A 25,090-nucleotide genomic window follows, 5' to 3' on the forward strand; every position below is an offset into this window, starting at 1 on the left:
CTACGCTCCGATCTCGTCACCGGCGACCGGGCGGCCCATCGGCGCCTCGGTCACCTCGTCCAGTCCGTCCAGCAGGTGACCCATCCGGTCCCGCTTGGTGCGCAGGTAGCGCACGTTCTCCGGGTTGGACCGCACCGGCAGCCCCTCCCGGCCGGTCACGGTGAGGCCGTACCCCTCCAGCCCGGCCCGCTTGGCCGGGTTGTTGGTCAGCAGCCGCATCGACCGGACGCCCAGGTCGTAGAGGATCTGCGCGCCGGTGCCGTAGTCGCGGGCGTCGGCCGGCAGGCCCAGGTCGAGGTTCGCGTCCACGGTGTCGCGGCCCTGGTCCTGGAGCTGGTACGCCTGCAGCTTGTGCAGCAGGCCGATGCCCCGGCCCTCGTGCCCGCGCACGTAGAGGACCACGCCGCGCCCCTCCTGGGCGACCCGGGCCAGCGAGGCCTGCAACTGCGGCCCGCAGTCGCAGCGCAGCGAGCCGAACACGTCGCCGGTGAGGCACTCGGAGTGCACCCGCACCAGCACGTCCCGCCCGTCGCCGAGGTCGCCCATGACCAGCGCGACGTGCTCGGCCGGGTCGTGCTCGGCGCGGTAGCCGAGCGCCTTGAACACGCCGTACGGGGTGGGCATCCGGGCCTCGGCGGCCAGCTCGACCTGCTTCTCGGTACGCCGCCGGTGTGCGATCAGGTCCGCGATGGTGACGAGCGTCAGCCCGTGCTCGGCGCAGAACTTCTCCAGGTCCGGCAGGCGCATCATGGTGCCGTCGTCGTTCACCAGCTCGCAGAGCACCCCGGCCGGGCGCAGCCCGGCCATCCGGGTCAGGTCCACCGCCGCCTCGGTGTGCCCGGGGCGGCGCAGCACCCCGCCGGCGCGGGCGCGCAGCGGCACCACGTGGCCGGGCCGGGCCAGGTCGGTCGGGCCGGTGACGGCGTCGGCGAGCAGCCGGATGGTGTGCGACCGGTCGGCGGCCGAGATGCCGGTGCTGACGCCCTCCCGGGCGTCCACCGTCACCGTGTACGCGGTGCCGCGCCGGTCCTGGTTCGTGTGGTGCATCGGCGGCAGGTCGAGCCGGTCGCACTCGTCCTCGGTCAGCGGCACGCAGATGTAGCCGGAGGTGTACCGGACCATGAACGCGACCAGCTCCGGGGTGGCCAGCTCGGCCGCGAAGATCAGGTCGCCCTCGTTCTCGCGGTCCTCGTCGTCGACCACTACCACCGGACGCCCGGCGGCGATGTCCGCGACCGCCTGCTCGATCGAACCGAACGTGCTCATGCCACGGCCTCCGAGTACGTCGCCGGGATCGGGGCGGGCGCGGTCGCGACGGCCCGGGAGGTGCGCCACCAGCTGTACAGGCCGGCCGCGCAGAACGCGCCGTAGACCAGGTACATGGCGGCCGACGGGTAGAAGCCGCCGCGCAGCAGCAGCGGTACGCCGACCGCGTCGACGGCGATCCAGATCAGCCAGAACTCGACCCAGCCGCGGGCCATGCCGTACGTGGCGAGCAGGCTGCCGACCAGGATCCAGGCATCAGGCAGCGGCCCCCACGAACCGAGCGCGGCGAGCACCGGGTACGCGGCGGCGGTGCCGGCGACGGCTGCGACGAGCAGGCCGAGCCGCTCCGGCCAGGTGGCCCAGCGCGGCACCACGGCCGGCTCGTCCCCGCCACCGGCGCGCCGGTTGCGCGACCAGCGCCACCAGCCGTACACGCTGACGGCGAAGAAGAAGACCTGCCGGCCGGCCTGGCCGTAGAGGTCGTGCGCCTGCGGGGTGACGAAGACGCCGCCGAGGAACACGGTGAGCAGCAGCGCGTTGCCGATCATGCCGACCGGCCAGGCCCAGACCACGCGGCGCAGCCCGAGCAGCGCCGAGCCGAGCCCGAAGACGTTGCCGACGATCTCCCGGACCAGCACCGGCGAGCCGGCCACGTGCACCTGGGCGTCGAGCAGCCAGCCGAGCGGGCCCATCACCGCGCACCCCCCGCGCTCCGGTCGCCGAGCAGCCGCTCGACGTACTTGGCCAGCACGTCGACCTCCAGGTTGACCGGGTCGCCGACCTGCTTCGTGCCGAGCACCGTGAGCTTCAGCGTGGTGGGGATCAGGCCGACCGTGAACCAGTCGTCGCCCGCCTCGGCGACGGTCAGGGACACGCCGTCGACGGTGATCGAGCCCTTCTCCACCACGTACCGGGCCAGCCCGGCGGGCAGCCGGAACCGGACCGTCTCCCACTGCGCGGCCGGCTCCCGGGCGACGATCTCGCCGACGCCGTCGACGTGGCCCTGCACCAGGTGGCCGCCGAGGCGGCTGTTCAGCGCGGCGGCCCGTTCCAGGTTGACCGGGTCGCCGGGGCGCAGCGCGCCGAGCGCGGTACGGCGCAGCGTCTCGCCCATCACGTCGGCGGTGAACACGCCGCCGTCGACGTCGACCACGGTGAGGCAGACGCCGTTGACGGCGATGGAGTCGCCGTGCCGGGCGTCCGAGGTGACGAGCGGGCCGCGGATGGCGACCAGCGCGGAGTCGTCGCCGGTCTCGGTGCTCCGGACGATCTCGCCCAGTTCCTCGACGATGCCGGTGAACATGTCAGCCCTCCCTCTTCCGGGGCAGCGCGGTGATCCGCAGGTCGGGACCGACCCGCGTAACGTCGGTGATCTCCAGATCGATGGCGTCGGCGATGGTGCTCACGCCGGCGTCGAGCAGCGCGGTCGGGCCGGCGCCGAGCAGCTTCGGCGCCACGTACCCGACGATCTTGTCGATCAGGCCGGCGGCGAGGAACGCGCCGGCCAGCGTCGGCCCGCCCTCCAGCAGCGCGGCCCGCACGCCGCGGTGGTGCAGCTCCGCCAGCAGCGCCGCCAGGTCGACCCGGCCGTCCGGCCCGGCGCCGACCTCCGCGGCGGTCGCCACCCAGGTGCGGGCGGCGCCGTCGCGGACCCGGGCGTCGGCCGGGGTACGCCCCGAGCTGTCCACCACGACCCGCAGCGGCTGCCGGATGGCCAGGGTGCCGTCGCGCAGGTTGCGGGCGGTCAGCCGGGGGTCGTCGGTGAGCACGGTGCCCACGCCGGCGAGCACCGCGTCGACGGTGCCGCGCAGCGCGTGCACGTCGATCCGGGCCGCCTCGGAGGTGATCCACATGCTGGTGCCGTCGGCGGCGGCGGAACGCCCGTCGAGCGTGGCCGCGTACTTCCAGATCACGTACGGCCAGCCGCGGCGCATCGAGGTGAGCCAGGCCACGTTGCCCGCCTCGGCCTCCTGCGCGCGTACCCCGAGAGCGACCTGGACCCCGGCGGCGCGCAGCGTGGCGGCGCCGCCGGAGGCGACCGGGTTGGGATCGGGCACGGCGATCACCACGCGGGACACCCCGGCGGCGATCAGGGCGTGGCTGCACGGGCCGGTGCGGCCGGTGTGGTCGCAGGGTTCCAGGGTGACCACAGCGGTGCCGCCGCGGGCGCGCGTGCCGGCCTGGGCCAGCGCGACGATCTCCGCGTGCGGGCCACCGGCGTACGCGTGGAAGCCCTCGCCGACGACCTCGCCCTCGGTGTCGAGCAGCACGCAGCCGACCACCGGGTTGGGGCTGGTGGTGCCGAGGCCGCGCGTGGCCAGTTCGATGGCACGACGCATCGCCTCGTCGACGGAGACGCTCGCCATGGCCGCCTGTCCTCCCGCTCGCCGGTCGCGCGCGGGCGGTTCGGGAGCAGCGGCAGGAAGCCGCGGACACGCGGCGGCGGGAACCCGGGGACGGCGACGCCGACCCCGGGGAGCCCACGCGGCGGCTGAGGGTGCTCAGCGGCCGGCAGGGGCCTCCCCCGTTCCGCGCGCTGTCTCCCATCCGGACTTTCTGGGGGCGGACGAGCCGCACCCCAACCGTCGGCCCCGGATTCTCACCAGGTCCACCGTCCGGCCGAAGCCGTCCGGGTCGCGGGCTTACCACGGTCGGACCGTGGATCACCGCCGGTTCGGAATTTCACCGAGCCCCGCCAGCGCGTGGTGGGTATACGGGAAGTCTTACACGTTCCGCCCGGGCGCGCGCCACAGAGGCGAGCTACCTCACAGGACCGCCTCAGGTGACGCCGCGCCGGCGGTCCACCGCCACGTACGAGCCGGGCTGGCTCTTGGCCACCGTCTTCATCTCCGAGGCCACCGCGATCGCCTCCAGCGGGTCGGTGAACCGTTTGCCGGAATCGGACAGCGACACGCCGATGGAGAGCGTCACCAGCGCGGCGCGGCGGATGTTGCCGCGCCGGTCCTTCAGCTCGACGAAGCCGCGTTCCCGGTCGGTGGCGTCGTAGAGCGCGTCCGCGGCCTTCTCGAAGTCGACGACGGCCCGGCTGGTCAGCGGCCGGACCTGGCTGGGGGCGCAGACGATGACGAAGTCGTCGCCGCCGACGTGGCCGAGGAACGCCGGCGGCATCCCGATCGACACCACCGCCCGGTGCAGGCTGCGGGCCAGCGCCGAGATGAACTCGTCGCCGCGCACGAAGCCGTACCGGTCGTTGACGCTCTTGAACCGGTCGATGTCGATGTAGCCGACGGCGTAGTCGACGCCGTTGCGGACCCGATCGCTGATCTCCCGCCGGATCCGGCTGTTGCCGGGCAGCCCGGTCAGCGGCGAGACCTCCCGGAACTCCTTGTTGCGGCGCAGCGTGGAGTTGACCCGGGCCACCAGTTCCAGCGTGTCGAACGGCTTGACCAGGTAGTCGTCCGCGCCGACGCTGAGCCCGTTGACCTTGTCCTGGGTCATTCCCTTGGCGGTCAGCATGATCACCGGCAGGGCCGAGGTCATCGGGTCTGCGCGCAGCCGCCGGGTCAGTTCCAGCCCGTCGATGCGCGGCATCATCAGGTCGACCACTGCGAGGTCGGGCCGCTGCCGCTCGATGACCTCCAGCGCCTCCTGGCCGTCGGCGGCGTGCAGCACCTCGAAGCCGTGCAGGCGCAGGTTGAACTCGACGAAGCGGGCGATGTCCTCGTCGTCGTCGACGACGAGGATCACGTCGGGTCGCTCGCCGGCCGGGTCCATCTCAGGCCCCGGTCATCGCGCGTTCCGCCAGGCCCCGCAGGCGGCGCACCGCCTCCGCGGGATCGTCGGCGCCGTAGACGGCGGTGCCCGCGACGAACGCGTCGGCGCCGGCCGCGGCGGCCTGCTCGATGGTGTCCGCGGCGATGCCGCCGTCGACCTCGATGCGCAGCTCCAGGTGCCCGCTGTCGACGTGCCGGCGGGCCGCGCGCACCTTGTCCAGCAGCTGCGGCAGGAACCGCTGGCCGCCGAAGCCGGCCTTGATCGTCATGATCAGCAGCGTGTCGAAGCTCGGCAGCAGCTCCAGGTACGGCTCGATCGGGGTGTCCCGGTCGATCGCCAGCCCGGCCTTCGCCCCGGCCGAGCGCAGGTCCTTCGCCAGCGCCACCGGGTCGTCGCACGCCTCGGCGTGGAACGTGACGTTGTACGCCCCGGCGTCGGCGTACCCGGGCGCCCAGCGGCGCGGATCCTCGATCATCAGGTGCACGTCGAACGGGATCCCGGTGACGGCGCGCAGGCTCTGCACCACCGGCAGCCCGATGGTCAGGTTGGGTACGAAGTGGTTGTCCATGACGTCGACGTGCAGCCAGTCGGCGGCGGGCTCCACGGCACGGACCTCGTCGGCGAGGCGGGCGAAATCGGCGGCCAGGATGCTGGGCGCGACGATCGGCGGCGGTACGGTCACGGGGCCAGTGTACGAACGCGGTGATCCGGAGGTAGCGGCACGGCTCCCGGAGCGACCAGCGGTGATCCTTCCGTCACCCGCGGTGCACCATCCGGCCGTCCGGAGAGAAAATCGGCACGAATAGTCGCCGGTGACTGGCCGATCGATTGAAAGATGACGAAACTCCTACAGGGACGGTCACGTATGCTGCACGCCCGGGCGCGGGGGACGCCGGTCGGGCCTATGACGACCGGCTGTCATCTCTCCCGGAAGGGGCGGACGATGCGACGGTGGCTCCACGTGCTCGCGCTGGCCGGCGCCGCGACTGCGGTGCTCGCGGGTTGCGCTCAGGTGCATCGGGCCGACGGCGACCTGATCGACGACTGGGCGGCGCTGCCGGTACCGCAGCTGTTCGTCCCGGCGACCGAGGCCTGCCTGCCCCGGCTGAGCACCGTGGTGGCCGCCGCCACCTACGAGACGGTCAACTGCGCGGGCAGCCACCTGGCCGAGACCGTGCACGTCGGCCGGTTCACCGGGCCGGCGGCGCAGGGCGTACGCCCGGAACCCGGCTCACCGGCGCTGCGGACCGCACGCGCCGAGTGCGACCAGCGGGCCCGGGAGATGATCGGCGGGGACTGGCGGGCCGCCCGGCTGACGCTGAACATCGCGCTGCCCACCGTCACCGCCTGGACGTCCGGCGCCCGCTGGTTCCGCTGCGACCTGGCCGAGACCGACAGCATCGACAACACCCGCCCGGTCAACCGGGTCGGCAGCCTGCGCGGCGCGCTCGTCGGCGACAACCCGCTGGTGCACAGGTGCTTCGACCCGAAACTGATCGGCCAGAACCTCAACTACATGGCACCGGTGCTGTGCACCGAACCGCACCGCGCGGAGTTCGTCGGCGTGTACGAGGAACGCGACATGAGCTGGGCGGAGTTCACCAAGGGCGCGCCCGCCACGCACCGGCGCTGCATGACGCTGATCGCCGCGTTCGCCGAGGTGCCGGACAACGCCGAGCTGCCGTACCGGGCCGGGTCCATCTTCTACCCGCCGTCACAGCGGGAGTGGGAGGAGGGCGACCGGGGCGTGCGCTGTTTCCTGTGGAGTGACGACCGCAAGCTGAACCGATCGGTGCGCGGCGCCGGCCCCGAGGGACTCCCGGTCACCTGATCGGCTGCCGTATGCTCCACCGCCGAGGCGTACCGGGTGACCGGACGGCGCCGGATGCGCGGGGGAGGTCGGTCGGGATGCGGCGATGGCGGGTGGCGGTCACCGTGGGCACGGCGCTGGCGCTGGCGCTCGGCGGCTGCGCCGCGCCGGCCGGAGTGGACCGGGACCTGGTCGACGACTGGCCCGCGTTCGCCGCGCCGGTCGGGTTCGTGCCGAAGTCCGGCGCCTGTCACCCCACGGTCGCCGACGTCGGCTACCTCAGCGGCTACCAGCCGGTCGACTGCGCCACCCCGCACCGCACCGAGACGCTGCACGTGGGCACGATGACCGGCGCGGAGGCGGAGCGTTCCGCGCCGCCGCGTACCGGATCGGCGGGGATGCGTGCCGCGCACGCCGAGTGCGCCCGCCAGGTCACCCGCGCCGTCGGCGCGGACTGGCGCTCCGGGCGGCTGCGCCTGGCGGTGGTCTTCCCGTCGGCGCTCGCGTGGTCCGGCGGGGCCCGCTGGTACCGCTGCGACGTCGCCGAGATCAGCGATCTGGACGAGGGCGCCGTGTCCCAGCGCACCGGCAGCCTGCGGGGGGCGTTGAAGCCCGGCTCGAAGCTCGCGCTCGGCTGCTTCAACCCGAAGCTGAGCAAGGACGAGGTGCAGTCGATGCGGCCGGTGGCCTGCACCAGCAAGCACCACGCCGAGTTCGTCGGCGTCTACCAGGCGCCGGACATCAGCTACGCGGAGTTCGACCGCACGCCGCTGCGCGCGCACAAGGCCTGCCGCGGCCTGATCGCCAAGTACGCCGGGCTGCCGAACGACGGCAACATGCAGTACCGGGCCGGCACCATCATCTATCACCCGTACGAGGAGCAGTGGCGCGACGGCGACCGGGGCGTGCAGTGCTTCCTGTGGGTCTCGGGACGGTCGCTGACCCGCTCGGTCAAGGGCGCGGGCGCCAAGGCGCTGCCGATCAACTGAGAACCGGGCGGGGCGGGCCGGCGCCCACCCCGCCCGGTACCGCTCAGCCGACCTGCAGCGTCACGTCGTCCACGACGAAGCTGGTCTGCAGCGAGGAGTCCTCGACCCCGGTCCACTTCAGCGTGACCGTCTGACCGGCGTACGCGGCCAGGTTGAAGGTGCGCTGGGTGTAGCCGGTGGCCTTGTTCAGGTTCGAGTACGTGGCCAGCGTGGTCGAACCGACCTGCACGGTGAGCTTGTCGTACGCGGTCGAGGTGGTCGTCTCGGCCGAGTCGATGTGCAGCCAGAACGAGAACGTGTAGCTGCTGCACCCGGCCGGCAGCGTGACCGACTGGGACAGCGTTTCGGTACGCGAGGAGCCGTACCCGTTCATCCACGCCTTGTACGACCCGGTGCGGGCCGCCTGGCTGGAGCTGTTGGTGATCACGCCGGAGCTGGCCGTCCACGGCGTGGTGCCGGACTCGAAGCTGCTGTTGCCGATCAGCTGCCCGCCGGTGCAGCCGCCGCTGCCGCCGGTCACGGTGATCGTGTAGCCGGCGGTGCGGGTGACCGAGCCGGTACCGGTCACGGTGAGCGTGAACGTACCGGTGGTGGCCGTCGACGAGGCGGTGACGGTCATGGTGGCCGAGCCGCCCGAGGTGACCGAGGACGGGCTGAAGCTCACCGAGACGCCGCTCGGGGCGCCGCTGGCGGACAGCGCCACGGTCTGCGCGCTGCCGGCGGTGGTGGCGGTGCTGACCGTGGCGGTGGTGGAGCCGCCCCGGGCGACGCTGCCGGAGGTGGGGCTCACCGAGACGGAGAAGTCGTTTGTCGGCGTGCCGCCGCCGACCGCGAGCTGCCAGATCGCGTACGCGACGCCGTCCGCGGCCCGGTTCAGGATGGTCGTGTTGATGTTGCTGGTGTTGTCGCAGGAGCGGTGGTAGCACCCGTCGTACGCCGCGCCCGCGGTGCCGCCCCACTTGCTGGCCTGCGCCGAGGTCTTGGTGTAGCTGGCGCCCGCCGCGTAGCCGGAGGTCTGGATGCCGGCGTTGGCGAACGAGTAGTCGTCCGAGCGGCCCTGCCCCTCGGTGTTCTCCTCCGGCGAGATGCCGAACGAGTCCCAGTACGCCTTCAGCGGCGCGGCGGTGGCCGAGGTGATCCGGTTGATGAAGTACCCGCCGTTGGGCGAGCCCACCATGTCGAAGTTGTAGTAGCCCTTGATGTAGCCGCGCTGGGTGGAGCTGAGCTGGTTGACGTAGTGCTTGGAGCCCTGCAGGCCCTGCTCCTCGCCGTTCCACCAGGCGAACCGGACCCGCTTGGTCATGGTCGGGTTCTGCGCGGCCAGCACCAGCGCGTTCTCCAGCAGCACCGACGAGCCGGAGGCGTTGTCGTTGATGCCGGGGCCGGCGGCGACGCCGTCCAGGTGCGCGCCGAACATGACGACCTGGTCGGAGGGGCCCTGCGGCCACTCGGCGATCAGGTTGTTGCCCGGGTAGGTGCAGGTGGAGCAGTTCTGCTCGGTGACCGTGTAGCCGGCGGCCTGGAGCTTGCCCTTGACGTAGTTGACCGACGCCGTGTAGCCGGCCGAGCCGGCGCGCCGGTTGCCGCCGTTGCTGGTGGCGATGGAGTTGAACTGGGTGAGGTGGGCCTGGATGTTGCTCAGGGAGACGTCCGGGGCGGCGAGTGCGGCGACGGCCGGGGCGGGGGCGGCGGCCGGGGCGGGCGCGGCGGAGGCGGTGCCGGCCAGGCTCGCCGTCGTCAGGGTGGCGACGAGGGCGAGCGCGAGGCTCGTGGTCGGCGTTCTGCGTCTCATGGAGACTCCTCGTGGGGGTTCGGCGGGCGGGGGTGCCGGGACCGGTGGTCGAAACAGTTACATGCATCGATCAAACAGTCAACGGGCTGTCACATCCCACCGGCCCCCTCCCCCCACCGGGATGCCGCACACGCTCCATCCCTCCCCATTTCTCCCATGACGATCAAGGAGTTCGTGTCCGGGCGCGGCGGCCCCGGGGACACGAACTCCTTGATCGACTGCGAGAGGGAGGTGGATCAGACCCGGCGGAGGACCGCCAGGAACATGGCGTCGGTGCCGTGACGGTGCGGCCAGAGCTGCACCGTGGGGCCGTCGCCCAGGCCCGGCATGCCGGCCGGCAGCAGCGGCCGCGCGTCGACGAAGTCGACGCCGAAACCGCACCGCCGGGCCGCCTCGGTCACCGTCACGTGCGTCTCCACCACGTGCGGCGAGCAGGTCACGTACGCGACCAGGCCACCCGGCCGGGCCGCCCGCAGCCCGGCGGTGAGCAGTTCCCGCTGCAACCGGGTCAGCGGCGGCAGGTCCGACGGCTGGCGGCGCCACCGCGACTCCGGACGGCGGCGCAGCGCGCCCAGCCCGGTGCACGGCGCGTCCACGAGCACCCGGTCGAAGTGCTCCTCCGGCAGCTTCGGATCGCTGCCCACCGTGCGTCCGTCGGTGTGCAGCACCGTCACCGGCAGCCCACGGGTCGCCTGCTCCACCAGTCGTGCCCGGTGCTCGGCCACCTCGACCGCGGTGAGCCGCGCGCCACGGATCGCGGCGAGCGCGCCGAGCAGGCCGGACTTGCCGCCCGGACCGGCGCACAGGTCCAGCCAGCGGCCGTCCGGGCCGTCCAGCGGCGCCGCCGTCAGCGCGTCCGCCACCAACTGGGAACCCTCGTCCTGCACGTGCGCGCGGCCGTCGGCCACCGCCGGCAGGTCACCCGGCGCGCCGCCGGGCAGGTAGACCGCGTACGGCGAGAACGCGCCTGGCGCGCCGCCCACCTCGTCGGCCAGCGCCACCGGATCGGCCAGCCCCGGCCGGGCGCACAGGTGCACCGGCGGGCGCTCGTTGTCCTCGATGAGCAGCCGGGTCGTCTCGCCCATGTCGCCGCCGAGCGCCTCGGCGAACGACCGCACGATCCACTGCGGATGGCTGTACGCGAGCGCGAGGTGCCCGATCGGATCGGTCTCCTGCGCCGGGGCGAGCTTCGCCACCCAGGCGTCGGCGTCCCGGGTGGTGATCTCCCGCAGTACCGCGTTGGCGAACCCGGTGGCGCCCGGCCCCACCGACCGGACCAGGTCCACAGTGGAGGACACCGCGGCGTGCGCGGGCACCCGGGTGTGCAGGATCTGGTACGCCCCGAGCCGCAGCGCGTCGCGCACCGGCGGGTCGATGCGCTGCACGTCCCGCCCGGCCGCGTCGGTGACGATCGCGTCCAGCGTGCCGGTGTGCCGCAGCGTGCCGTAGGTCAGCTCGGTGGCGAACGCGGCGTCCCGGCCGGTCAGCCCGGCCTCGCGCAGCATCGCCGGGAGCACCAGGTTGGCGTACGCGTCGTCGCGGTGCACCGCCGCGATCGCCTCGTACGCGATCTGCCGGGGCAGGTCGACTGCCGGACGGACCGGACGCCCGCCCCGCCGGTCCCCACCGAACCGGTCGCCGCCACGCCGGTCGCCGCCGGGCCGGTCCCCGCCCCGCCGGTCACCGCGCTCACGGTCACCGCGCTCACGGTCCCCGCCGAACCGGTCGCCGGCACGCCGGTCCGCGGCGGGCCGGTCGGAACGCTGCCGGGCGCCGCGCTCACGGTCACCGAACCGGTCGTCGCCCCGGCGCTCGCCGCCGGGCCGGTCGCCGTGCTCACGCGCGTACCCCCCGGGACGCTCGCCCTCGACGGGCCGGTCCGGGCGCTGCGGCCCCGTCACGCGAACACCTCGCCGGCGGTGACCCGGGCGCCGCGCGCCCAGTCGCCGGCGGGCATGGCCTTCTTGCCGGCGGCGCGCACCTCGCCGAGGCGCACCGGCGTGGTGGCGGTGCCGACGAGCACACCGGACTTCTCCACGTGCAGCTCCCCCGGCTTCAGCTCCGGGCCGTCGGGCAGCGGCGTGACCGGGCCGAGCTTGACCCGGTCGTCGCGGAACGTGGTCCACGGGCCGGGCGCGGGCGTGCAGGCGCGGATGCGCCGGTCCACCGCGAACGCGGGGTCACCCCAGCGGACCCGGGCGTCCTCCACCGTCAGCTTCGGGGCGAGCGAGACGCCGTCGGCCGGCTGCGGCACGGCCCGGGCGGTGCCGGCGCCGATCGCGTCGAGCACGGCGACAAGCAGCCCGGCGCCGGAGTGCGCGAGCCGTTCCAGCAGGTCACCGGAGGTGTCGGCGGGCCGGATCTCGTCGGTGACGGTGCCGTAGACCGGGCCGGTGTCCAGCCCCGCCTCCAGCTCGAAGACGCTGGCCCCGGTCAGTTCGTCGCCGTGCAGCACGGCGTGCTGCACCGGCGCGGCGCCGCGCCAGGCGGGCAGCAGCGAGAAGTGCAGGTTGATCCAGCCGTGCCGGGGGATCTCCAGCGCGACCGGCGGCACCAGCGCGCCGTAGGCGACCACCGGTACGCAGTCCGGCGCCAGCTCGCGCAGCCGGTCGAGGAACTCCGGCTCGCGCGGACGGGCCGGGGTGAGCACCTCGACGCCGTGCGCGTCGGCCCACGCGCCGACCGGCGAGCGGACCAGTCCCCGGCCGCGCCCGGCCGGGGCGTCGGGGCGGGTGACCACGGCGAGCAGCTCGTGCCCGGAGGCGGCGATCGCGTCCAGGGCGGGTACGGCGACGGCCGGCGTGCCGGCGAAGACCAGGCGCATCCGGGTCACCGCCCCAGACCGAACGGGTTGCCGGCGGCGTGCGGGCTGAGCTTGACCGTCGGCGGGGCGGCCTGGTCGTACCACTCGGCCTGGCGGATCGCCTTCATGGCCTCCTTACGGCCGGCCGCGTCGAGCCGGTCGACGAAGAGCACGCCGTCGAGGTGGTCGGTCTCGTGCTGCACGCAGCGGGCCATCAGGCCGGTGCCGACGATCTGCAGCGGGTCGCCGTAGCCGTTGAAGCCCTTGGCGATCACGTTCTGCCGGCGCTTGGTGTCGAAGTAGAGCCCGGGGATGGACAGGCAGCCCTCCGGGCCGTCCTGTTCCTCCTCGTCGGGGAACTCCAGCACCGGGTTGACCAGGTGGCCGAGGACGTCGTCGACGTCGAAGGTGAACACCCGCAGGCCCACCCCGAGCTGCGGCGCGGCCAGGCCGGCGCCGCTCTGCTCGCGCATCGTGTCGGTCAGGTCGGCGATCAGCTTGCGCAGCTCGGCGTCGAAGTCGACGACCGGGTCGGCCGGCGTGCGCAGCACCGGATCGCCGAACAGACGGATGGGCTGGACGGTCACTCGGCGTGGCTCCTTGTCTGGGTCGAACGATGCGCGTCCAGTCTACGGAGTCGGCCCGGCCGCCCCGGGTCGCGTACCGGGAACGGTGACCGGGGCCGCCTCCCGCCCCACGGTCACCGGCAGCGTGGCGTGACCACGCAGGGTGAGCCGGACCCGCCGCTCGGGCCGGCCCGCCACCGCCAGCGCGGGCAGCCGGCGCAGCAGCAGCGGGAACGCCACCTGCGCCTCCAGCCGGGCCAGCGCCGCACCGAGGCAGTAGTGCGGCCCGGCGCCGAATGAGAGCGGCGCGATCTGCGCCCGCCACGGGTCGAAGCGGGCCGGCTCGGGATAGCGGCGGGGATCACGGTTGGCCGCGCCGAGCAGCACGATGACCCAGCTCTCCGGCGGCAGGTCGACGTCGCCGTAGCGGGACGGCGCGGTGCTCATCCGCGAGGTGAGCTGCACCGGCGAGTCGTAGCGCAGCAGCTCGTCGACGTAGGCGGGGGCGAGGTCGGGCCGGTCGCGCAGCGCCGCCGCGGCGCGCGGATGCTCCAGCAGCGCCACCAGGCCGTTGCCGAGCAGGTTGGTGGTGGTCTCGAAACCGGCCACCAGCAGCACGATCAGGTTGGCCAGCAGTTCGTCGCCGGAGAGCCGGTCGCCGCCGTCGTGGGCCTGGACCAGCGCGGTGGTGAGGTCGTCGGCCGGGGCCCGGCGGCGGGCCGCCACCAGCTCGGTGAAGTAGTCCCGCAGCTCGGTCGCGCCGCGGTCGGCCACCGCCAGCTCGTCGGCGGTGATCTCCGGTTCGAGCACACCGGTCAGGTCGGTGGCCCAGCGCCGGAACAGCGGCCGGTCCGCCACCGGCACGCCGAGCAGCGCGCAGATCACGCCGACCGGCAGCGGGTACGCGAACGCGGCCATGAAGTCGACCGGCCCGTCGGCGGCGAGCATCGCGTCGACCAGCTCGTCGGCCTGCGCCCGCACCACGTCGCGCATGGCGGCGATCCGGCGCGGGGTGAACGCGCCAGCGGCCAGCCGGCGCATCCGGCTGTGGTCGGGCGGGTTGGTGCGCAGCATCGACCGGGAGATCGACAGCACCGCCGGGCTCTCCCGCCAGCCCGGCATGAACTGGTCGCGCAGCGCGTCGTCCATCACACCGAAGCGCGAGTCGCGCAGGATCGCGTCGGCCTCGGCGTAGCCGGTGACCACGTAGAGGACCGGCCCGGCCTGGACCACCGGGCCGTGCGCGCGCAGCCGCTCGTACGTCGGGTAGGGGTCGAGACGACCCTCGGGGGACATCAGCAGCGCGAGCGCGTCGGTCGGATCCACGATTCCGCCTCCCCAGGCATCGGAGGCCTTCATCATGCTCCGGCCCGCCGGATCGGGTGAACCCTCACCGGCGAGGTGGCGGTGTCCCCGGCGGTCAGGCCCCGGCGCCCGGCTCCCCGGCGAGCACCGGGCCGCCACCGAGCAGCGCGTGCTCCGGCAGCGGCAGCGTGATGCCGTGCGCGTCCTCCCAGTCGTGGATGAGCCCCGGGCGGGCCTGCGCGGTGAAGAAGTCGACGGCGCTGATCCCGCCGACCACCGGCTCGTCCACCTCGGCGACCAGGCGGGCCGCGACCATCGGGAGGCCGGCGCGCACCGCGGCGCTGAGCCGCCGGTGCCCGTCGACGACGAAGAAGTACTCGCCGGTGTAACCGATGCTCAGCGGCTCCGGCTCACCGTCGCTGTCGGCCGCCCCGGCGGCGGCGTCGGCGTCCCAGAGGCCGCGCAGCGTCGACACGTCCTCGGTGGGGTACACCCGGTTCGGGTCGAGCAGCAGCAGCGGCCGGCCCGCCCGCAGCACGTCCGCGCCGAGGCGGCCCTCGTAGACGTCGATGACGTGCTGGATGACCTGCTCCGGGTCGGCCCGGGTGGTGTCGCAGACCAGGTCGTAGTTGCGCAGGCGGGCCTTGTCGACGCCGTACCGGACGATGAACCGGCCGCGCTCGCTCTCGCTGCGCTCGCGCAGCTTGGCCCGCGCCTCCTCCAGCGAGGTGTAGCTCTCGGCCGGGCCGGACGGGCGGGCCAGCACGCGCCGGGCCGCCTCGGTCGGCTCGGTGATCATGTGCACCTTGAGCGCGTCGGTGAAGAAGTGCCAGGCCAGCCGGGAGTCCATGACCAGGGACTCGCCGGAGGCGGCGATGTCGCGCTGGAGCTGGTCGACGTACCCGTCGACGGCCTGGTCCAGCTCGGCGTGCAGGTTGAGCTGGAGGGCGGTCATCTGCCGCTCCTGGGCCATCTGGCGGTAGAGGTCGCCGACGCTGACCCGGCGCAGCCCGAGCCGCTTGGCGATCTCGACCGAGACGGTGCTCTTGCCACTGCCGAGGTCACCGTTGAAGACGATCGACTGACGAACGGTCACGACTGGTCCACCCCTGCTCACCGGCTGACTGACGACATCGAATCCGTGTCGGCCCGACGTGCTCTGGCACCCGCCGCGCCGCGTCCCGCGCGGGAAAACCGCGCGGCTGGGCATGACGGGCGATGCTATCACCGCCCGCTACTCGATTGCCGGACCAGGTGTGCGGCAAACCCCAGGTCACGACCGTGCGCGAGGGTCCGCGTGCGCACTGTCACGCGGACGCGTCCGATCAGAACAGGGTGAGCGGGTCGACCTGGAGCCGTACCGGGTCCGCCGCCTTGCGGGCGCTGCGCTGCCCGGCGGCGGCGTGCAGCGCCTCGGCCATCGCGGCGGCCCGGGACCGGGGCACGCGGACCAGCATCCGCTCCCGGCCCTCGTCGGCCGGCACCGGGCCGAGCACCTCGGCGTCGCCCGGCAGCCGGGCGCCGGCGAGCAGGTCGGCCACCGCCTCGGCCACGCCGGTGACGCTCGCCATCCGTACCGCCGGAGGGAAGCCCAGCTCCCGCCGCTCGGCCAGTTCCCGGGCCGCGAACCAGGCGGAGTCCCACCGCAGCAGCGCCTGCACCGGGGCCAGCGCGCCGTCGGCGACCACCACCACCCGGCCACCTGCCGTACCGGGCCGGGCCAGCGCGGCGGCGGCCATCCACCGCCGCAGCGCCTCCTCGCCGGCCCGCAGGTCGGCCCGGGTCAGCAGCGCCCACGAGTCCAGCAGCAGCACCGCGCCGTATCCGCCCTCGGCGACCGGCTCGGCGCCCGGGGTGGCGATCACCAGCCCGGCTCCGCCCGGCACGCTCGCCAGCACCTCCTCCCGCCCGGAGGTGCGCACCGGCACGCCGGGGAACGCCCGGCCCAGTTCCTCGGCGGTCCGCCGGGCACCGGTCACCGAGGCGCGCAGCCGCCGCCCGCCGCACTCCGGGCAGGCGTACGCGGCGGCCACCCGGCCGCACCAGCGGCAGGCGGGCGTGCCCTGCGCCGACGGCAGCGCGAGCGGCCCGGCGCAGTGCGGGCAGCGGGCCGGGGCTCGGCAGTCGGCGCAGGCCACCGACGGCACGTACCCGCGGCGCGGCACCTGCACCAGCACCGGCAGGTCCGCGCGCAGCGCGTCCCGGGCGGTGGTCCAGGCCAGGCTCGGCAGCCGCGCCGAGGCCGCGCCGGGGTCGCGGGCCAGTTGCGGGTCGTCGCCGGTGGGGGCCAGGGCCGGGGTACGCGCGCGCACCACCGCCCGGTCGGCCACCACCTCGCGCGCCCAGCCGGTCTCCACCAGCAACTGCGCCTCGGCGGTCCGGGCGTACCCGCCGACCAGCGCGGCGATGTCGCCGAGCTGCGCCCGGGTGAGCAGCACGTCGCGGGCGTGCGGGTAGGGCGCGCGCGGTTCGGCGTGCAGGTCGTCGCCGTCGTCCCAGATCGCCACCAGGCCGAGCCGCCGCACCGGGGCGAACATCGCCGCCCGGGTGCCGATCACCACGTCCACCTCGCCCGTGCGGGCGGTGAGGAAGGCCCGGTAGCGGCGGGCCGGACCGTCGGCGGCGGTGAGCCGGACGTGCCGCCCCGCGCCGAGCACCGCGGTCAGGGCGGCGTCGAGGCGGTCCAGGTCGCGGGCGTCGGCCACCACGACCACCGCGCCCCGGCCGCCGGCCACCGTGGCGGCGACCGCGTCGGCGTACCTGTCGGCCCAGTCCTCCCCCGGCAACGCCGACCAGACCGCGCGGGCGGGCTTGCCGTCGGTGAGCGCGCGTAGCAGCGCCGGACCGGCCGGGTAGTCCCGCCAGCCGCGCGGGTCCACCTCCGCCCGGCCACCCGGCCGGGCGTCGGCGTCGGCGGCCTCGGCCGGTACGCCGTCGGGCGCGGTGCCGTCCGCGGACGCGGGGCTGCCGTCGGCGGGGCTGCCGTCGGGCGCGGCCGCGGCGGTGACGGCCTTCTCGGCGCGGGCGTGCCGGGGCGGCACGGCCAGCCGCAGCACGTCGGCGAGACTGCCGGCGTACCGGTCCGCGACCGCGCGGGCCAGCCGGGCCACCTCCGGGGAGAGCACCGGCACCGGGGAGACGACCTTCTCCAGGTACGCGAGCTTCGGGTGCTCGGACGACTCGGCGCGCTCCAGCAGCCAGCCGTCGACGAGCTGCCCGGCGAAGCGCACCTTCACCCGCACCCCGGGCCGGGCGTCGGCGTCGAGCGCCTCCGGCACCAGGTAGTCGAACGGGCGGTCGAGGTGCGGCAGCGGCACGTCCACGCAGACGCGCGCGACCGGCGACCCCGGTGCGGGTCGCCGGTCGCGGCGCGTGGTGGTGGTCAGGCTCCCGCGGCCGACTTGAGGTCGGCGGCCCGGTCGGTGCCCTCCCAGGTCAGCTCCGGCAGCTCCCGGCCGAAGTGGCCGTACGCGGCGGTCTGCTGGTAGATCGGGCGCAGCAGGTGCAGGTCCCGGATGATGGCGGCTGGCCGCAGGTCGAACACCTCGGCCACGGCCTTCTCGATCGAGGCCACCGGCACGGTCTCGGTGCCGAACGTCTCGATGAACAGGCTCACCGGGTGCGCCTTGCCGATCGCGTACGCGACCTGCGCCTCGCACCGCTCGGCCAGCCCGGCGGCCACGACGTTCTTGGCGACCCAGCGCATCGCGTACGCGGCCGACCGGTCGACCTTCGACGGGTCCTTGCCGGAGAACGCGCCGCCGCCGTGCCGGGCGTACCCGCCGTACGTGTCCACGATGATCTTCCGGCCGGTCAGGCCGGCGTCACCCATCGGGCCGCCGATCTCGAACCGCCCGGTCGGGTTGACCAGCAGCCGGTAGCCCTCGGTGTCCAGGCCGAGGCCCTCCAGCTCCGGGGCGATGACGTGGTCGCGGATGTCCGGGGTGAGCAGCGACTCCAGCGAGATGTCCGCGGCGTGCTGGCTGGACACGACGACGGTGTCGAGCCGGACCGGGCGCAGCCCGTCGTACTCAATGGTGACCTGGGTCTTGCCGTCCGGCCGCAGGTACGGGATCGTGCCGTCCTTGCGGACCGCGGCGAGCCGGCGGGCCAGCCGGTGCGCCAGCGCGATCGGCAGCGGCATCAGCTCGGGCGTCTCGGAGCAGGCGAAGCCGAACATCATGCCCTGGTCACCGGCGCCCTGCGCGTCCAGCGCACTCTCCGAGCCGCCGGTACGCAGCTCGAACGCGTTGTCGACGCCCTGGGCGATGTCCGGCGACTGCGCGCCGATGGACACGCTGACGCCGCAGGACGCGCCGTCGAAGCCCTTCTTCGACGAGTCGTAGCCGATGCCGAGGATGGTCTCGCGGACGATGGTCGGGATGTCGGCGTACGCCTTGGTGGTCACCTCGCCGGCCACGTGCACCTGACCGGTGGTGATCAACGTCTCCACCGCGACCCGGCTGTGCGGGTCCTGGGCGAGCAGGGCGTCGAGAATGCCGTCACTGATCTGGTCGGCGATCTTGTCCGGGTGGCCCTCCGTGACCGATTCGGACGTGAAGAGACGTGTCACGGCACTCCTAAGCATGTGAAGACTTTTAAAGGTCGCTCGGCGGCAGTTTAGTCACCGTCGTTCCGCCGTGACCCGATGAACGCGGGTCGACCAACCGTCAGGAACGTGACGGCAGCCGCGGACGGACGAGGTCCCAGACGGCGTCGGCCAGGGCCTCCTTGGGCTGCTCGGGCAGCCGGTGCACGGCACCGTCGGCACCGATCACGGTGGCCGCGTTGGTGTCGGCGCCGAAGACCTTGTCCACGCCGACCTCGTTGACCACGATCATGTCGGCCCTCTTGCGGGCCAGCTTGGCCCGGCCGTTGGCCTCCGCGTCGTCGGTCTCGGCCGCGAAGATCACCAGCACCTGCCCGGGACGGCGGACGCGCCCCAGCTCGGCGGCGATGTCCGGGTTGGTGACCAGCTCGATGGTCGGCGCGACGCCGTCGTCGGACTTCTTGATCTTCCCGCTGGCGTAGCTGGCGGGCCGGAAGTCGGCGGGCGCGGCGGCCATCACGACGGCGTCCGCGTCGGCTGCCGCGGCGAGCGTGGCGGCGCGCAGTTCCTCGGTCGTGCCCACCCGGACCAGGTCCACCCCGGCCGGGTCGGGCAGCGCCACGTTGGCCGCGACGAGCGTGACCCGGGCGCCCCGGGCGACGGCGGCGCGGGCGAACGCGTACCCCTGCTTGCCGGACGACCGGTTGCCCAGGAACCGGACCGGGTCCAGCGGCTCGCGGGTGCCCCCGGCGGTGACCACCACGTGCCGGCCGGCCAGGTCGGCCTCGGCCTCGACGCCGCGGGCCAGGGCCCGGCGGGCCACCGCGAAGATCTCCGCCGGGTCGGGCAGCCGGCCCTTGCCGGTGTCCCGCCCGGTGAGCCGGCCCACCGCCGGCTCGATCACGCGGACGCCGCGCGAGCGCAGCGTGGCCACGTTCGCCACGGTCGCCGGGTGCTCCCACATCTCGGTGTGCATGGCCGGGGCCAGCAGCACCGGGCAGCGCGCGGTCAGCAGCGTGTTGGTGAGCAGGTCGTCGGCCAGGCCGTGGGCGGCCTTGGCGAGCAGGTCGGCGGTGGCCGGTGCGACCACGACCAGGTCGGCGTGCTGCCCGAGCCGCACGTGCGGCACCTCGTGCACGTCGGACCAGACGTCGTCGGCGACCGGCCGGCCGGACAGGGCCGCCCAGGTCGGCGCCCCGACGAAGCGGAGCGCCGAGGCGGTCGGCACCACCCGGACCCGGTGACCCGACTCGGTGAAGAGCCGGAGCAGCTCACACGCCTTGTAGGCGGCGATGCCGCCGCCGACCCCGAGGACGATCTCGGCGGGCATCGGCGCGGGCGTGGTTACGGCTGGTCGGTCGGCTCGGCGGTGAGCAGGCCCGCGTTGATCTCGCGCATGGCGATGGAGAGCGGCTTCTCCTGCGGGGTGGTCTCCACCAGCGGGCCGACGTACTCCAGGAGACCCTCACCGAGCTGGCTGTAGTAGGCGTTCACCTGCCGGGCGCGCTTGGCGGCGAAGATGACCAGCGCGTACTTCGAGGTGGTCTTCTCGAGCAGCTCGTCGATCGGCGGGTTGGTGATGCCCTCGGGGTTGGTGGCGATGGATCCCACGAATTAAACCTCTGCGTCTCGTGCGCCGCCCGCGGGCGGTCGGGCCGGAGCCAGGAAGGACGAACCGAGCAATCCTACCAGCTCCGCCGCGGCGCGCTCGGTGTGGTCGTGTGCCACGGCGTGGGCGAAGACGGCCGCGACGTCCGGGTCCGCCCGGTACGCCGGCGGCGCGAGCAGCACCAGCCGGGCGCCGGGCGCCGCCGCCCGTACCGCCAGGGCGCCGCCCAGGTCCAGCGGCAGCAGCACCGGCCGGCCCTCGGCGAGCCGCGTCCGCACCCCGGCCCGGGGCACCCCCCGGCGGTACGGCCCGATCCGGCACCACTCCAGCAGCTCCCCGGCGGCGATCAGCCGGTCGAAGCCGGGCGCGTCGAGGAAGACGCGGTCGACGCCGTCGCACTCGTCCGGACGGGGTGGGCGGGTGGTGGCGACCACCGGCACCCAGACAGACGCAAGGCGCGCCCGGACCGCCTCGACGACACTGCTCCGACCGGCCCCGGAGGGACCGGACAGGACAGTGAGCCGAGCCGCCGAGCGCGCCTCGTCATCCGTGCTCACCGCTTGTTTCTACACGGCGGGCCGTTCAGTTGGCGGCGAACTCTCCGAGCAGAGCCTTGCGCTGCTGCTCGCCGAGGCCGCGCAGACGACGGCTGTCGGCGATCTTGAGCTTCTCCATGATCTGGGTGGCCCGGATCTTGCCGATGCCCGGCATCGCCTGGAGCACGGCCGAAACCTTCAGCTTGCCCACGACGTCGTCGGACTCGGCCCGCTCGAGGACGGTGGCGAGGGTGGTCTTGCCCTGCTTGAGCTGCTCCTTCAGCTCAGCGCGGGCCTTGCGGATCTCCGCGGCCTTCTCCAGCGCGGCAGCGCGCTGCTCGGGGGTCAGTGACGGGAGCGGCACCAGTTCTCCTCAGGTCCCTAGTACGGCGGGCTGAGCGCCCCACCGCATCTGTGAAACGTGGTGTCGCTGGCAACCAAAGGGGTCCGTGGTTCCCAGCGCGGGGAAAACTAGCGGTCAACGGAGATTTCGGCAACGTGGACGCGCGATGATCAACCCAAAGTGACCGAGCCGTCAGTCAGCCCGCCGCGCCCAGGGCGGCCCGGCAGTCGGCCAGCACCCGCTCGGTGGCGGCCCGCAGGTCGACCGGGTCGGGGCCCGCGCCGAGCACCTCCCGGGAGTACGAGGGAAGCACCGACGGCAGCGCGGCGCCGAACACGGTACGCAACCCGGCGGGCGTTCCACCCTGTGCGCCCAGCCCCGGCGCGAGCAGCGGACCGTTCACCGAGTCCAGATCGTGACCCGTCTCACCGATCGTCGCCCCGACCACCAGCCCGAAACTGCCGAGTGGTTCCGCACCCCTGTTGAGCTGGGAAATCTCGTCGATCACGGTCTGCGCGACGGTGCGCCCGTCGGCGCCCACGGCGCGCTGCACGGAGGCACCCTCCGGGTTGGAGGTGAGCGCCAGGACGAAGACCCCGCCACCGTGCTCGGCGGCGGTGGAGAACATCGGGGCGAGCGAACCTACTCCCAGGTAGGGGCTCGCGGTGACCGCGTCGACATACAGGGGGCTGGATGGATCGAGGTACGCCGACGCGTACGCGGCGACCGTCGAGCCGATGTCGCCGCGCTTCACGTCAAGCAGAGTGAGCGCTCCCAAATCTCGCAACTGTCGGATAGTTGACTCAAGCACACCGACACCGCGGGCGCCGAAGCGCTCGAAGAACGCCGACTGCGGCTTCACCACGGCGACCCGGTCACCGATCGCCTCCACCACCGTGCGGCAGAACCGCTCCAGGCCCGCCACGTCGTCGGACAGGCCCCAGGCGGTCAGCAACCCGGGGTGCGGGTCGATGCCCACGCAGAGCGGCCCTCGTTCCGCCACAGCCCGGTGCAGGCGGGCGCCGAACGTCTCCATCACGTCTCTCCCTCTCCCGGCGGCTCCGGGCCGCCTGGCGTGTCCGGCGACGGGCCTTCCGTCGCGCCCTGTCGTATCCGGCCGGGCTCAGCCGGCCTTGACCGCCGCGGCCACTCCGGCCGCGATCCGCGCCACGTCCGCGGCGTCGCAGACGTACGGCGGCATCGTGTAGACGAGATCCCGGAACGGGCGCAGCCACACCCCCTCCGCGACCGCCGCAGCGGTCGCCCGGGGCAGGTCCACCTCGTGGTCGAGCTGCACCACCCCGATCGCGCCGAGCACGCGGACGTCGGCCACGCCGGGCGCATCCCGCAGCGGCTCCAGACCGGCCCGCAGGCCCTCGGCGATGCCCGCCACGCGTCCCGCCCAGTCCCCGGCCCGCAGCAGGTCCAGGGAGGCGTTGGCGACGGCGCAGGCGAGCGGGTTGCCCATGAAAGTCGGCCCGTGCGCCAGCACCCCGTCGGCGGAGATCGCCCGCGCCACCTCGGGCGTGCACAGCGCCGCGGCGAGCGTCAGGTACCCGCCGGTGAGCGCCTTGCCGACGCAGAGCACGTCCGGTGCGACACCGGCGTGCTCGGCGGCGAACATCCGGCCGGTCCGGCCGAAGCCGGTGGCGATCTCGTCGAACACCAGCAGGATGCCGTGCCGCCGGGTCACCTCGCGCAGCACGCGAAGGTAGTGCGGGTGGTGGAACCGCATCCCGCCGGCGCCCTGGACCACCGGCTCCACGATCACCGCGGCCAGCTCGTCGGCGTGCCGCTCCACCGCGTCCACCAGCGCCGCCTCGTACGCCGGGTCCGGTGCCGCGTCGAAGCCGGGCGGCGGCACCGGTGCGAACACCTGCCGGGGCAGCACGTCGCCCCAGAGGTGGTGCATGCCGCCCTCCGGGTCGCACACGCTCATCGGGTGGAACGTGTCGCCGTGGTAGCCGCCCCGCCAGGTGCCCAGCCGGCGGCGCTGCGGGCGTCCCCGGGCACGCTGGTACTGCAGGCACATCTTCACCGCGACCTCGACGCTGACCGAGCCGGAGTCGGCCAGGAAGACGTGTTCCAGGCCGTCCGGGGTCAGCTCGACGAGCGTGCGCGCCAGGCGCACCGCGGGCTCGTGGGTGAGCCCGCCGAACATCACGTGGCTCATCCGGCCGAGCTGGTCGGTCACCGCGGCGTCGAGCGCCGGGTGCCGGTAGCCGTGGATCGCCGCCCACCACGACGACATGCCGTCGACCAGTTCCCGCCCGTCCGCGAGCCGCAGCCGCACCCCCGCGGCGCTCTCGACCACGTACGGCGCGCCGGCGGGAGGCATCGCGGCGTACGGGTGCCACACGTGCCGCCGGTCGGCTTCCAGAATCTCCTCAGGCGTCACGTCTCCTCCTCCTTCACCCCTCCCCTCCCCTCCCACCCCACCCCGCTCTCCCGCGCTCTCCCCCTCCCCCGCTCTCCCCCGCGATCTTGCAGTTGGTGCCCCGGCTGCGCCCGGAATGGGCGGTGTGCCGGGGCCGAAAGTGCAAGATCGTGCGGGTGGGGGGGGTGGGGGGGTGGGGGGGGTGGGGGTGGTGGGGTGGGTGGGTCAGGGTCGGGTGGTTCGGGTTGTTATGGCCCGGGTCAGGGCGGGGCCGCGGTAGATGAAGCCGGTGTAGAGCTGGAGCAGGGCGGCGCCGGCGTCGAACATGCGTGTCGCGTCGTCCGGGTGCAGGATGCCGCCCACGCCGATCACCGGCAGCCGGCCGCCGGTCTCCCGGTGCACGAACGCGACCATCTCCCGGGCCCGGGCGGTGAGCGGCCGGCCGGACAACCCGCCGGCCTCGGCGGCGCGCTCCCGGTCGGCCGGGGCGAGCCCGTCACGGGCGAGCGTGGTGTTCGTGGCGATGACCCCGGCCGCGCCCCGGTCGAGGCACACCTCCAGCAGCTCGGCCACGGCCGGCTCGGTGAGGTCCGGGGCGATCTTCACCAGCACCGGCTTCTCCCCCACCAGCGCGGCGAGCAGGGCGTCCAGATGTGATCGGTCCTGAAGCGACCGCAGCCCGGGAGTGTTCGGTGAGGACACGTTGACCGCGAAGTAGTCGCCGTGGTCCTTGAGCGCCCGGTACGAGGCGAGGTAGTCCTCGACGGCCTCGTCCAGCGGGGTCACCTTGGACTTGCCGAGCGAGATGCCCAGCGGCACGCCGAGCGGGCGCGGCAACGCGGCCAGCCGGTCCGCCAGCGCCTCGGCACCGGCGTTGTTGAAGCCCATCCGGTTGATCACGGCTTCGCTGTCGCGCAGCCGGAACAGCCGGGGCCGGGGGTTGCCCGGCTGGGCGTGCGCGGTCACGGTGCCGACCTCGACGAAGCCGAAGCCCAGCGCCGGCCAGGCCGGCAACGCGAGTCCGTTCTTGTCCATGCCGGCCGCCAGCCCGACCGGGTTGGGGAAGCGCACCCCGAACACGGTGCGCGGCGCCGACCGGAAGTACGCCGCACGCAGCGCCGCGAGGACCGCCGGCCGGCGGGACACCGCGGCCAGCCGCGCCAGCGTCCACTCGTGCGCCCCCTCGGCGTCCCCGCCCGCGAGCGAGAACAGCCGGGGCCGCACCACCTTCTCGAAGATCACGCCGCGCCCCCTCGCCCGGCCCGCCCGGCCCGCCCGGTCTCCCCGGCCTCCCCGGCCTCCCCGGCCTCCCCGGCCTCCCCGGCCTCCCCGGCCTCCCCGGCCTCCCCGTTGATCATGAGGTTGGCGGCGATGTGGATCTCCAAATCCGCCGCCAACCTCATGATCGGC

Annotated in this window: 24 protein-coding genes and 1 riboswitch; of the genes, 2 read left to right on the forward strand and 22 right to left on the reverse strand. The window is 74.2% G+C overall.

The genetic code is table 11. From position 1 onward, the window contains the following. The 6 genes from OC439_RS25860 to rpe form a co-directional block, all read right to left on the reverse strand. The gene (locus OC439_RS25860; protein ID WP_262015706.1) at positions 1-1,266 is read right to left on the reverse strand and encodes a bifunctional 3,4-dihydroxy-2-butanone-4-phosphate synthase/GTP cyclohydrolase II; all 1,266 of its coding nucleotides are present in this window, start codon (positions 1,264-1,266) and stop codon (positions 1-3) included. Further along, the gene (gene pnuC / locus OC439_RS25865) at positions 1,263-1,958 is read right to left on the reverse strand and encodes a nicotinamide riboside transporter PnuC (protein WP_194802852.1); all 696 of its coding nucleotides are present in this window, start codon (positions 1,956-1,958) and stop codon (positions 1,263-1,265) included. Before pnuC ends, OC439_RS25860 begins: the two co-directional genes overlap by 4 nt. Continuing rightward, a complete protein-coding gene (locus OC439_RS25870) occupies positions 1,958-2,569 on the reverse strand; it encodes a riboflavin synthase (protein WP_262015707.1) in 612 nt (203 codons plus the stop codon). The genes pnuC and OC439_RS25870 overlap by 1 nt, the downstream gene beginning before the upstream one ends. Position 2,570: 1 nt before the next feature. Beyond that, complete coding sequence (gene ribD / locus OC439_RS25875) at positions 2,571-3,632, reverse strand: bifunctional diaminohydroxyphosphoribosylaminopyrimidine deaminase/5-amino-6-(5-phosphoribosylamino)uracil reductase RibD (RefSeq protein ID WP_262015708.1); 1,062 nt, start codon at positions 3,630-3,632, stop codon at positions 2,571-2,573. Positions 3,633-3,797: 165 nt separating this feature from the next. Beyond that, a riboswitch (FMN riboswitch) is annotated at positions 3,798-3,970 on the reverse strand. A gap of 74 nt (positions 3,971-4,044) precedes the next feature. Then, positions 4,045-5,001 (reverse strand): response regulator, encoded by a 957-nt coding sequence (locus OC439_RS25880; protein WP_194802855.1) that lies wholly within the window; start codon positions 4,999-5,001, stop codon positions 4,045-4,047. A 1-nt stretch (position 5,002) separates the two neighbouring features. Continuing rightward, positions 5,003-5,683 (reverse strand): ribulose-phosphate 3-epimerase, encoded by a 681-nt coding sequence (gene rpe / locus OC439_RS25885; RefSeq protein ID WP_128137820.1) that lies wholly within the window; start codon positions 5,681-5,683, stop codon positions 5,003-5,005. Positions 5,684-5,944: 261 nt separating this feature from the next. Between rpe and OC439_RS25890 the strand changes: the two genes are divergently transcribed. Together OC439_RS25890 and OC439_RS25895 are read left to right on the forward strand one after the other, a co-directional pair. Next, entirely contained in the window at positions 5,945-6,832 is an 888-nt protein-coding gene (locus tag OC439_RS25890) for a septum formation family protein (protein WP_262015709.1), read from the forward strand. A 77-nt stretch (positions 6,833-6,909) separates the two neighbouring features. Then, positions 6,910-7,800 (forward strand): septum formation family protein, encoded by an 891-nt coding sequence (locus tag OC439_RS25895; protein ID WP_262015710.1) that lies wholly within the window; start codon positions 6,910-6,912, stop codon positions 7,798-7,800. 43 nt (positions 7,801-7,843) lie between these two features. Here OC439_RS25895 and OC439_RS25900 read toward each other — a convergent pair whose 3' ends face one another. From OC439_RS25900 to OC439_RS25975, 16 genes are all read right to left on the reverse strand, one after another. After that, the gene (locus OC439_RS25900) at positions 7,844-9,592 is read right to left on the reverse strand and encodes a M28 family peptidase (RefSeq protein WP_262015711.1); all 1,749 of its coding nucleotides are present in this window, start codon (positions 9,590-9,592) and stop codon (positions 7,844-7,846) included. 236 nt (positions 9,593-9,828) lie between these two features. Next, positions 9,829-11,493: an RsmB/NOP family class I SAM-dependent RNA methyltransferase gene (locus tag OC439_RS25905; protein ID WP_262015712.1), complete on the reverse strand. Its 1,665-nt coding sequence runs from the start codon at positions 11,491-11,493 to the stop codon at positions 9,829-9,831. Then, positions 11,490-12,416, reverse strand: coding sequence for a methionyl-tRNA formyltransferase (fmt, locus tag OC439_RS25910; RefSeq protein WP_194802937.1), 927 nt, complete (start codon positions 12,414-12,416; stop codon positions 11,490-11,492). The genes OC439_RS25905 and fmt overlap by 4 nt, the downstream gene beginning before the upstream one ends. A gap of 5 nt (positions 12,417-12,421) precedes the next feature. Continuing rightward, positions 12,422-12,982, reverse strand: coding sequence for a peptide deformylase (gene def, locus OC439_RS25915; RefSeq protein WP_030271057.1), 561 nt, complete (start codon positions 12,980-12,982; stop codon positions 12,422-12,424). A gap of 42 nt (positions 12,983-13,024) precedes the next feature. Next, positions 13,025-14,287 (reverse strand): cytochrome P450, encoded by a 1,263-nt coding sequence (locus OC439_RS25920; protein WP_262015713.1) that lies wholly within the window; start codon positions 14,285-14,287, stop codon positions 13,025-13,027. 94 nt (positions 14,288-14,381) lie between these two features. Beyond that, positions 14,382-15,362, reverse strand: coding sequence for an AAA family ATPase (locus OC439_RS25925; RefSeq protein ID WP_262015714.1), 981 nt, complete (start codon positions 15,360-15,362; stop codon positions 14,382-14,384). A gap of 229 nt (positions 15,363-15,591) precedes the next feature. Further along, positions 15,592-17,589, reverse strand: coding sequence for a primosomal protein N' (locus OC439_RS25930; protein WP_262015715.1), 1,998 nt, complete (start codon positions 17,587-17,589; stop codon positions 15,592-15,594). 59 nt (positions 17,590-17,648) lie between these two features. Beyond that, positions 17,649-18,839 (reverse strand): methionine adenosyltransferase, encoded by a 1,191-nt coding sequence (metK, locus tag OC439_RS25935; RefSeq protein ID WP_262015716.1) that lies wholly within the window; start codon positions 18,837-18,839, stop codon positions 17,649-17,651. Between the two features lie 97 nt (positions 18,840-18,936). Further along, complete coding sequence (gene coaBC / locus OC439_RS25940; RefSeq protein ID WP_262015717.1) at positions 18,937-20,145, reverse strand: bifunctional phosphopantothenoylcysteine decarboxylase/phosphopantothenate--cysteine ligase CoaBC; 1,209 nt, start codon at positions 20,143-20,145, stop codon at positions 18,937-18,939. Between the two features lie 14 nt (positions 20,146-20,159). Then, the gene (gene rpoZ, locus OC439_RS25945; protein WP_013285517.1) at positions 20,160-20,426 is read right to left on the reverse strand and encodes a DNA-directed RNA polymerase subunit omega; all 267 of its coding nucleotides are present in this window, start codon (positions 20,424-20,426) and stop codon (positions 20,160-20,162) included. A gap of 3 nt (positions 20,427-20,429) precedes the next feature. After that, positions 20,430-20,981 (reverse strand): guanylate kinase, encoded by a 552-nt coding sequence (locus tag OC439_RS25950; protein ID WP_262015718.1) that lies wholly within the window; start codon positions 20,979-20,981, stop codon positions 20,430-20,432. Positions 20,982-21,006: 25 nt separating this feature from the next. Further along, positions 21,007-21,324 (reverse strand): integration host factor, actinobacterial type, encoded by a 318-nt coding sequence (gene mihF / locus OC439_RS25955; protein WP_013285515.1) that lies wholly within the window; start codon positions 21,322-21,324, stop codon positions 21,007-21,009. A gap of 175 nt (positions 21,325-21,499) precedes the next feature. After that, positions 21,500-22,339, reverse strand: coding sequence for an orotidine-5'-phosphate decarboxylase (pyrF, locus tag OC439_RS25960; protein WP_262015719.1), 840 nt, complete (start codon positions 22,337-22,339; stop codon positions 21,500-21,502). A gap of 87 nt (positions 22,340-22,426) precedes the next feature. Continuing rightward, the gene (locus OC439_RS25965; RefSeq protein ID WP_262015720.1) at positions 22,427-23,701 is read right to left on the reverse strand and encodes an adenosylmethionine--8-amino-7-oxononanoate transaminase; all 1,275 of its coding nucleotides are present in this window, start codon (positions 23,699-23,701) and stop codon (positions 22,427-22,429) included. A gap of 204 nt (positions 23,702-23,905) precedes the next feature. Continuing rightward, positions 23,906-24,922 carry a quinone-dependent dihydroorotate dehydrogenase gene (locus tag OC439_RS25970; protein WP_262015721.1) on the reverse strand — a complete coding sequence of 339 codons (1,017 nt, stop codon included), beginning with the start codon at positions 24,920-24,922 and terminating at the stop codon, positions 23,906-23,908. Next, complete coding sequence (locus tag OC439_RS25975) at positions 24,919-25,083, reverse strand: hypothetical protein (RefSeq protein ID WP_262015722.1); 165 nt, start codon at positions 25,081-25,083, stop codon at positions 24,919-24,921. The genes OC439_RS25970 and OC439_RS25975 overlap by 4 nt, the downstream gene beginning before the upstream one ends. Between the last annotated feature and the right edge of the window lie 7 nt (positions 25,084-25,090).

It is taken from the genome of Micromonospora sp. Mcm103, from assembly GCF_024519755.1.
In the GTDB taxonomy this organism is placed as follows: Bacteria; Actinomycetota; Actinomycetes; order Mycobacteriales; family Micromonosporaceae; genus Micromonospora; species Micromonospora aurantiaca.

Coding starts and splice junctions, on each gene's coding strand:
- OC439_RS25860 (WP_262015706.1), bottom strand. CDS start 1,266: ATGAGCACGTTCGGTTCGATCGAGCAGGCGGTCGCGGACATCGCCGCC.
- pnuC (WP_194802852.1), bottom strand. CDS start 1,958: ATGGGCCCGCTCGGCTGGCTGCTCGACGCCCAGGTGCACGTGGCCGGC.
- OC439_RS25870 (WP_262015707.1), bottom strand. CDS start 2,569: ATGTTCACCGGCATCGTCGAGGAACTGGGCGAGATCGTCCGGAGCACC.
- ribD (WP_262015708.1), bottom strand. CDS start 3,632: ATGGCGAGCGTCTCCGTCGACGAGGCGATGCGTCGTGCCATCGAACTG.
- OC439_RS25880 (WP_194802855.1), bottom strand. CDS start 5,001: ATGGACCCGGCCGGCGAGCGACCCGACGTGATCCTCGTCGTCGACGAC.
- OC439_RS25890 (WP_262015709.1), top strand. CDS start 5,945: ATGCGACGGTGGCTCCACGTGCTCGCGCTGGCCGGCGCCGCGACTGCG.
- OC439_RS25895 (WP_262015710.1), top strand. CDS start 6,910: ATGCGGCGATGGCGGGTGGCGGTCACCGTGGGCACGGCGCTGGCGCTG.
- OC439_RS25900 (WP_262015711.1), bottom strand. CDS start 9,592: ATGAGACGCAGAACGCCGACCACGAGCCTCGCGCTCGCCCTCGTCGCC.
- fmt (WP_194802937.1), bottom strand. CDS start 12,416: ATGCGCCTGGTCTTCGCCGGCACGCCGGCCGTCGCCGTACCCGCCCTG.
- coaBC (WP_262015717.1), bottom strand. CDS start 20,145: ATGCCCGCCGAGATCGTCCTCGGGGTCGGCGGCGGCATCGCCGCCTAC.
- pyrF (WP_262015719.1), bottom strand. CDS start 22,339: ATGGAGACGTTCGGCGCCCGCCTGCACCGGGCTGTGGCGGAACGAGGG.
- OC439_RS25975 (WP_262015722.1), bottom strand. CDS start 25,083: ATGAGGTTGGCGGCGGATTTGGAGATCCACATCGCCGCCAACCTCATG.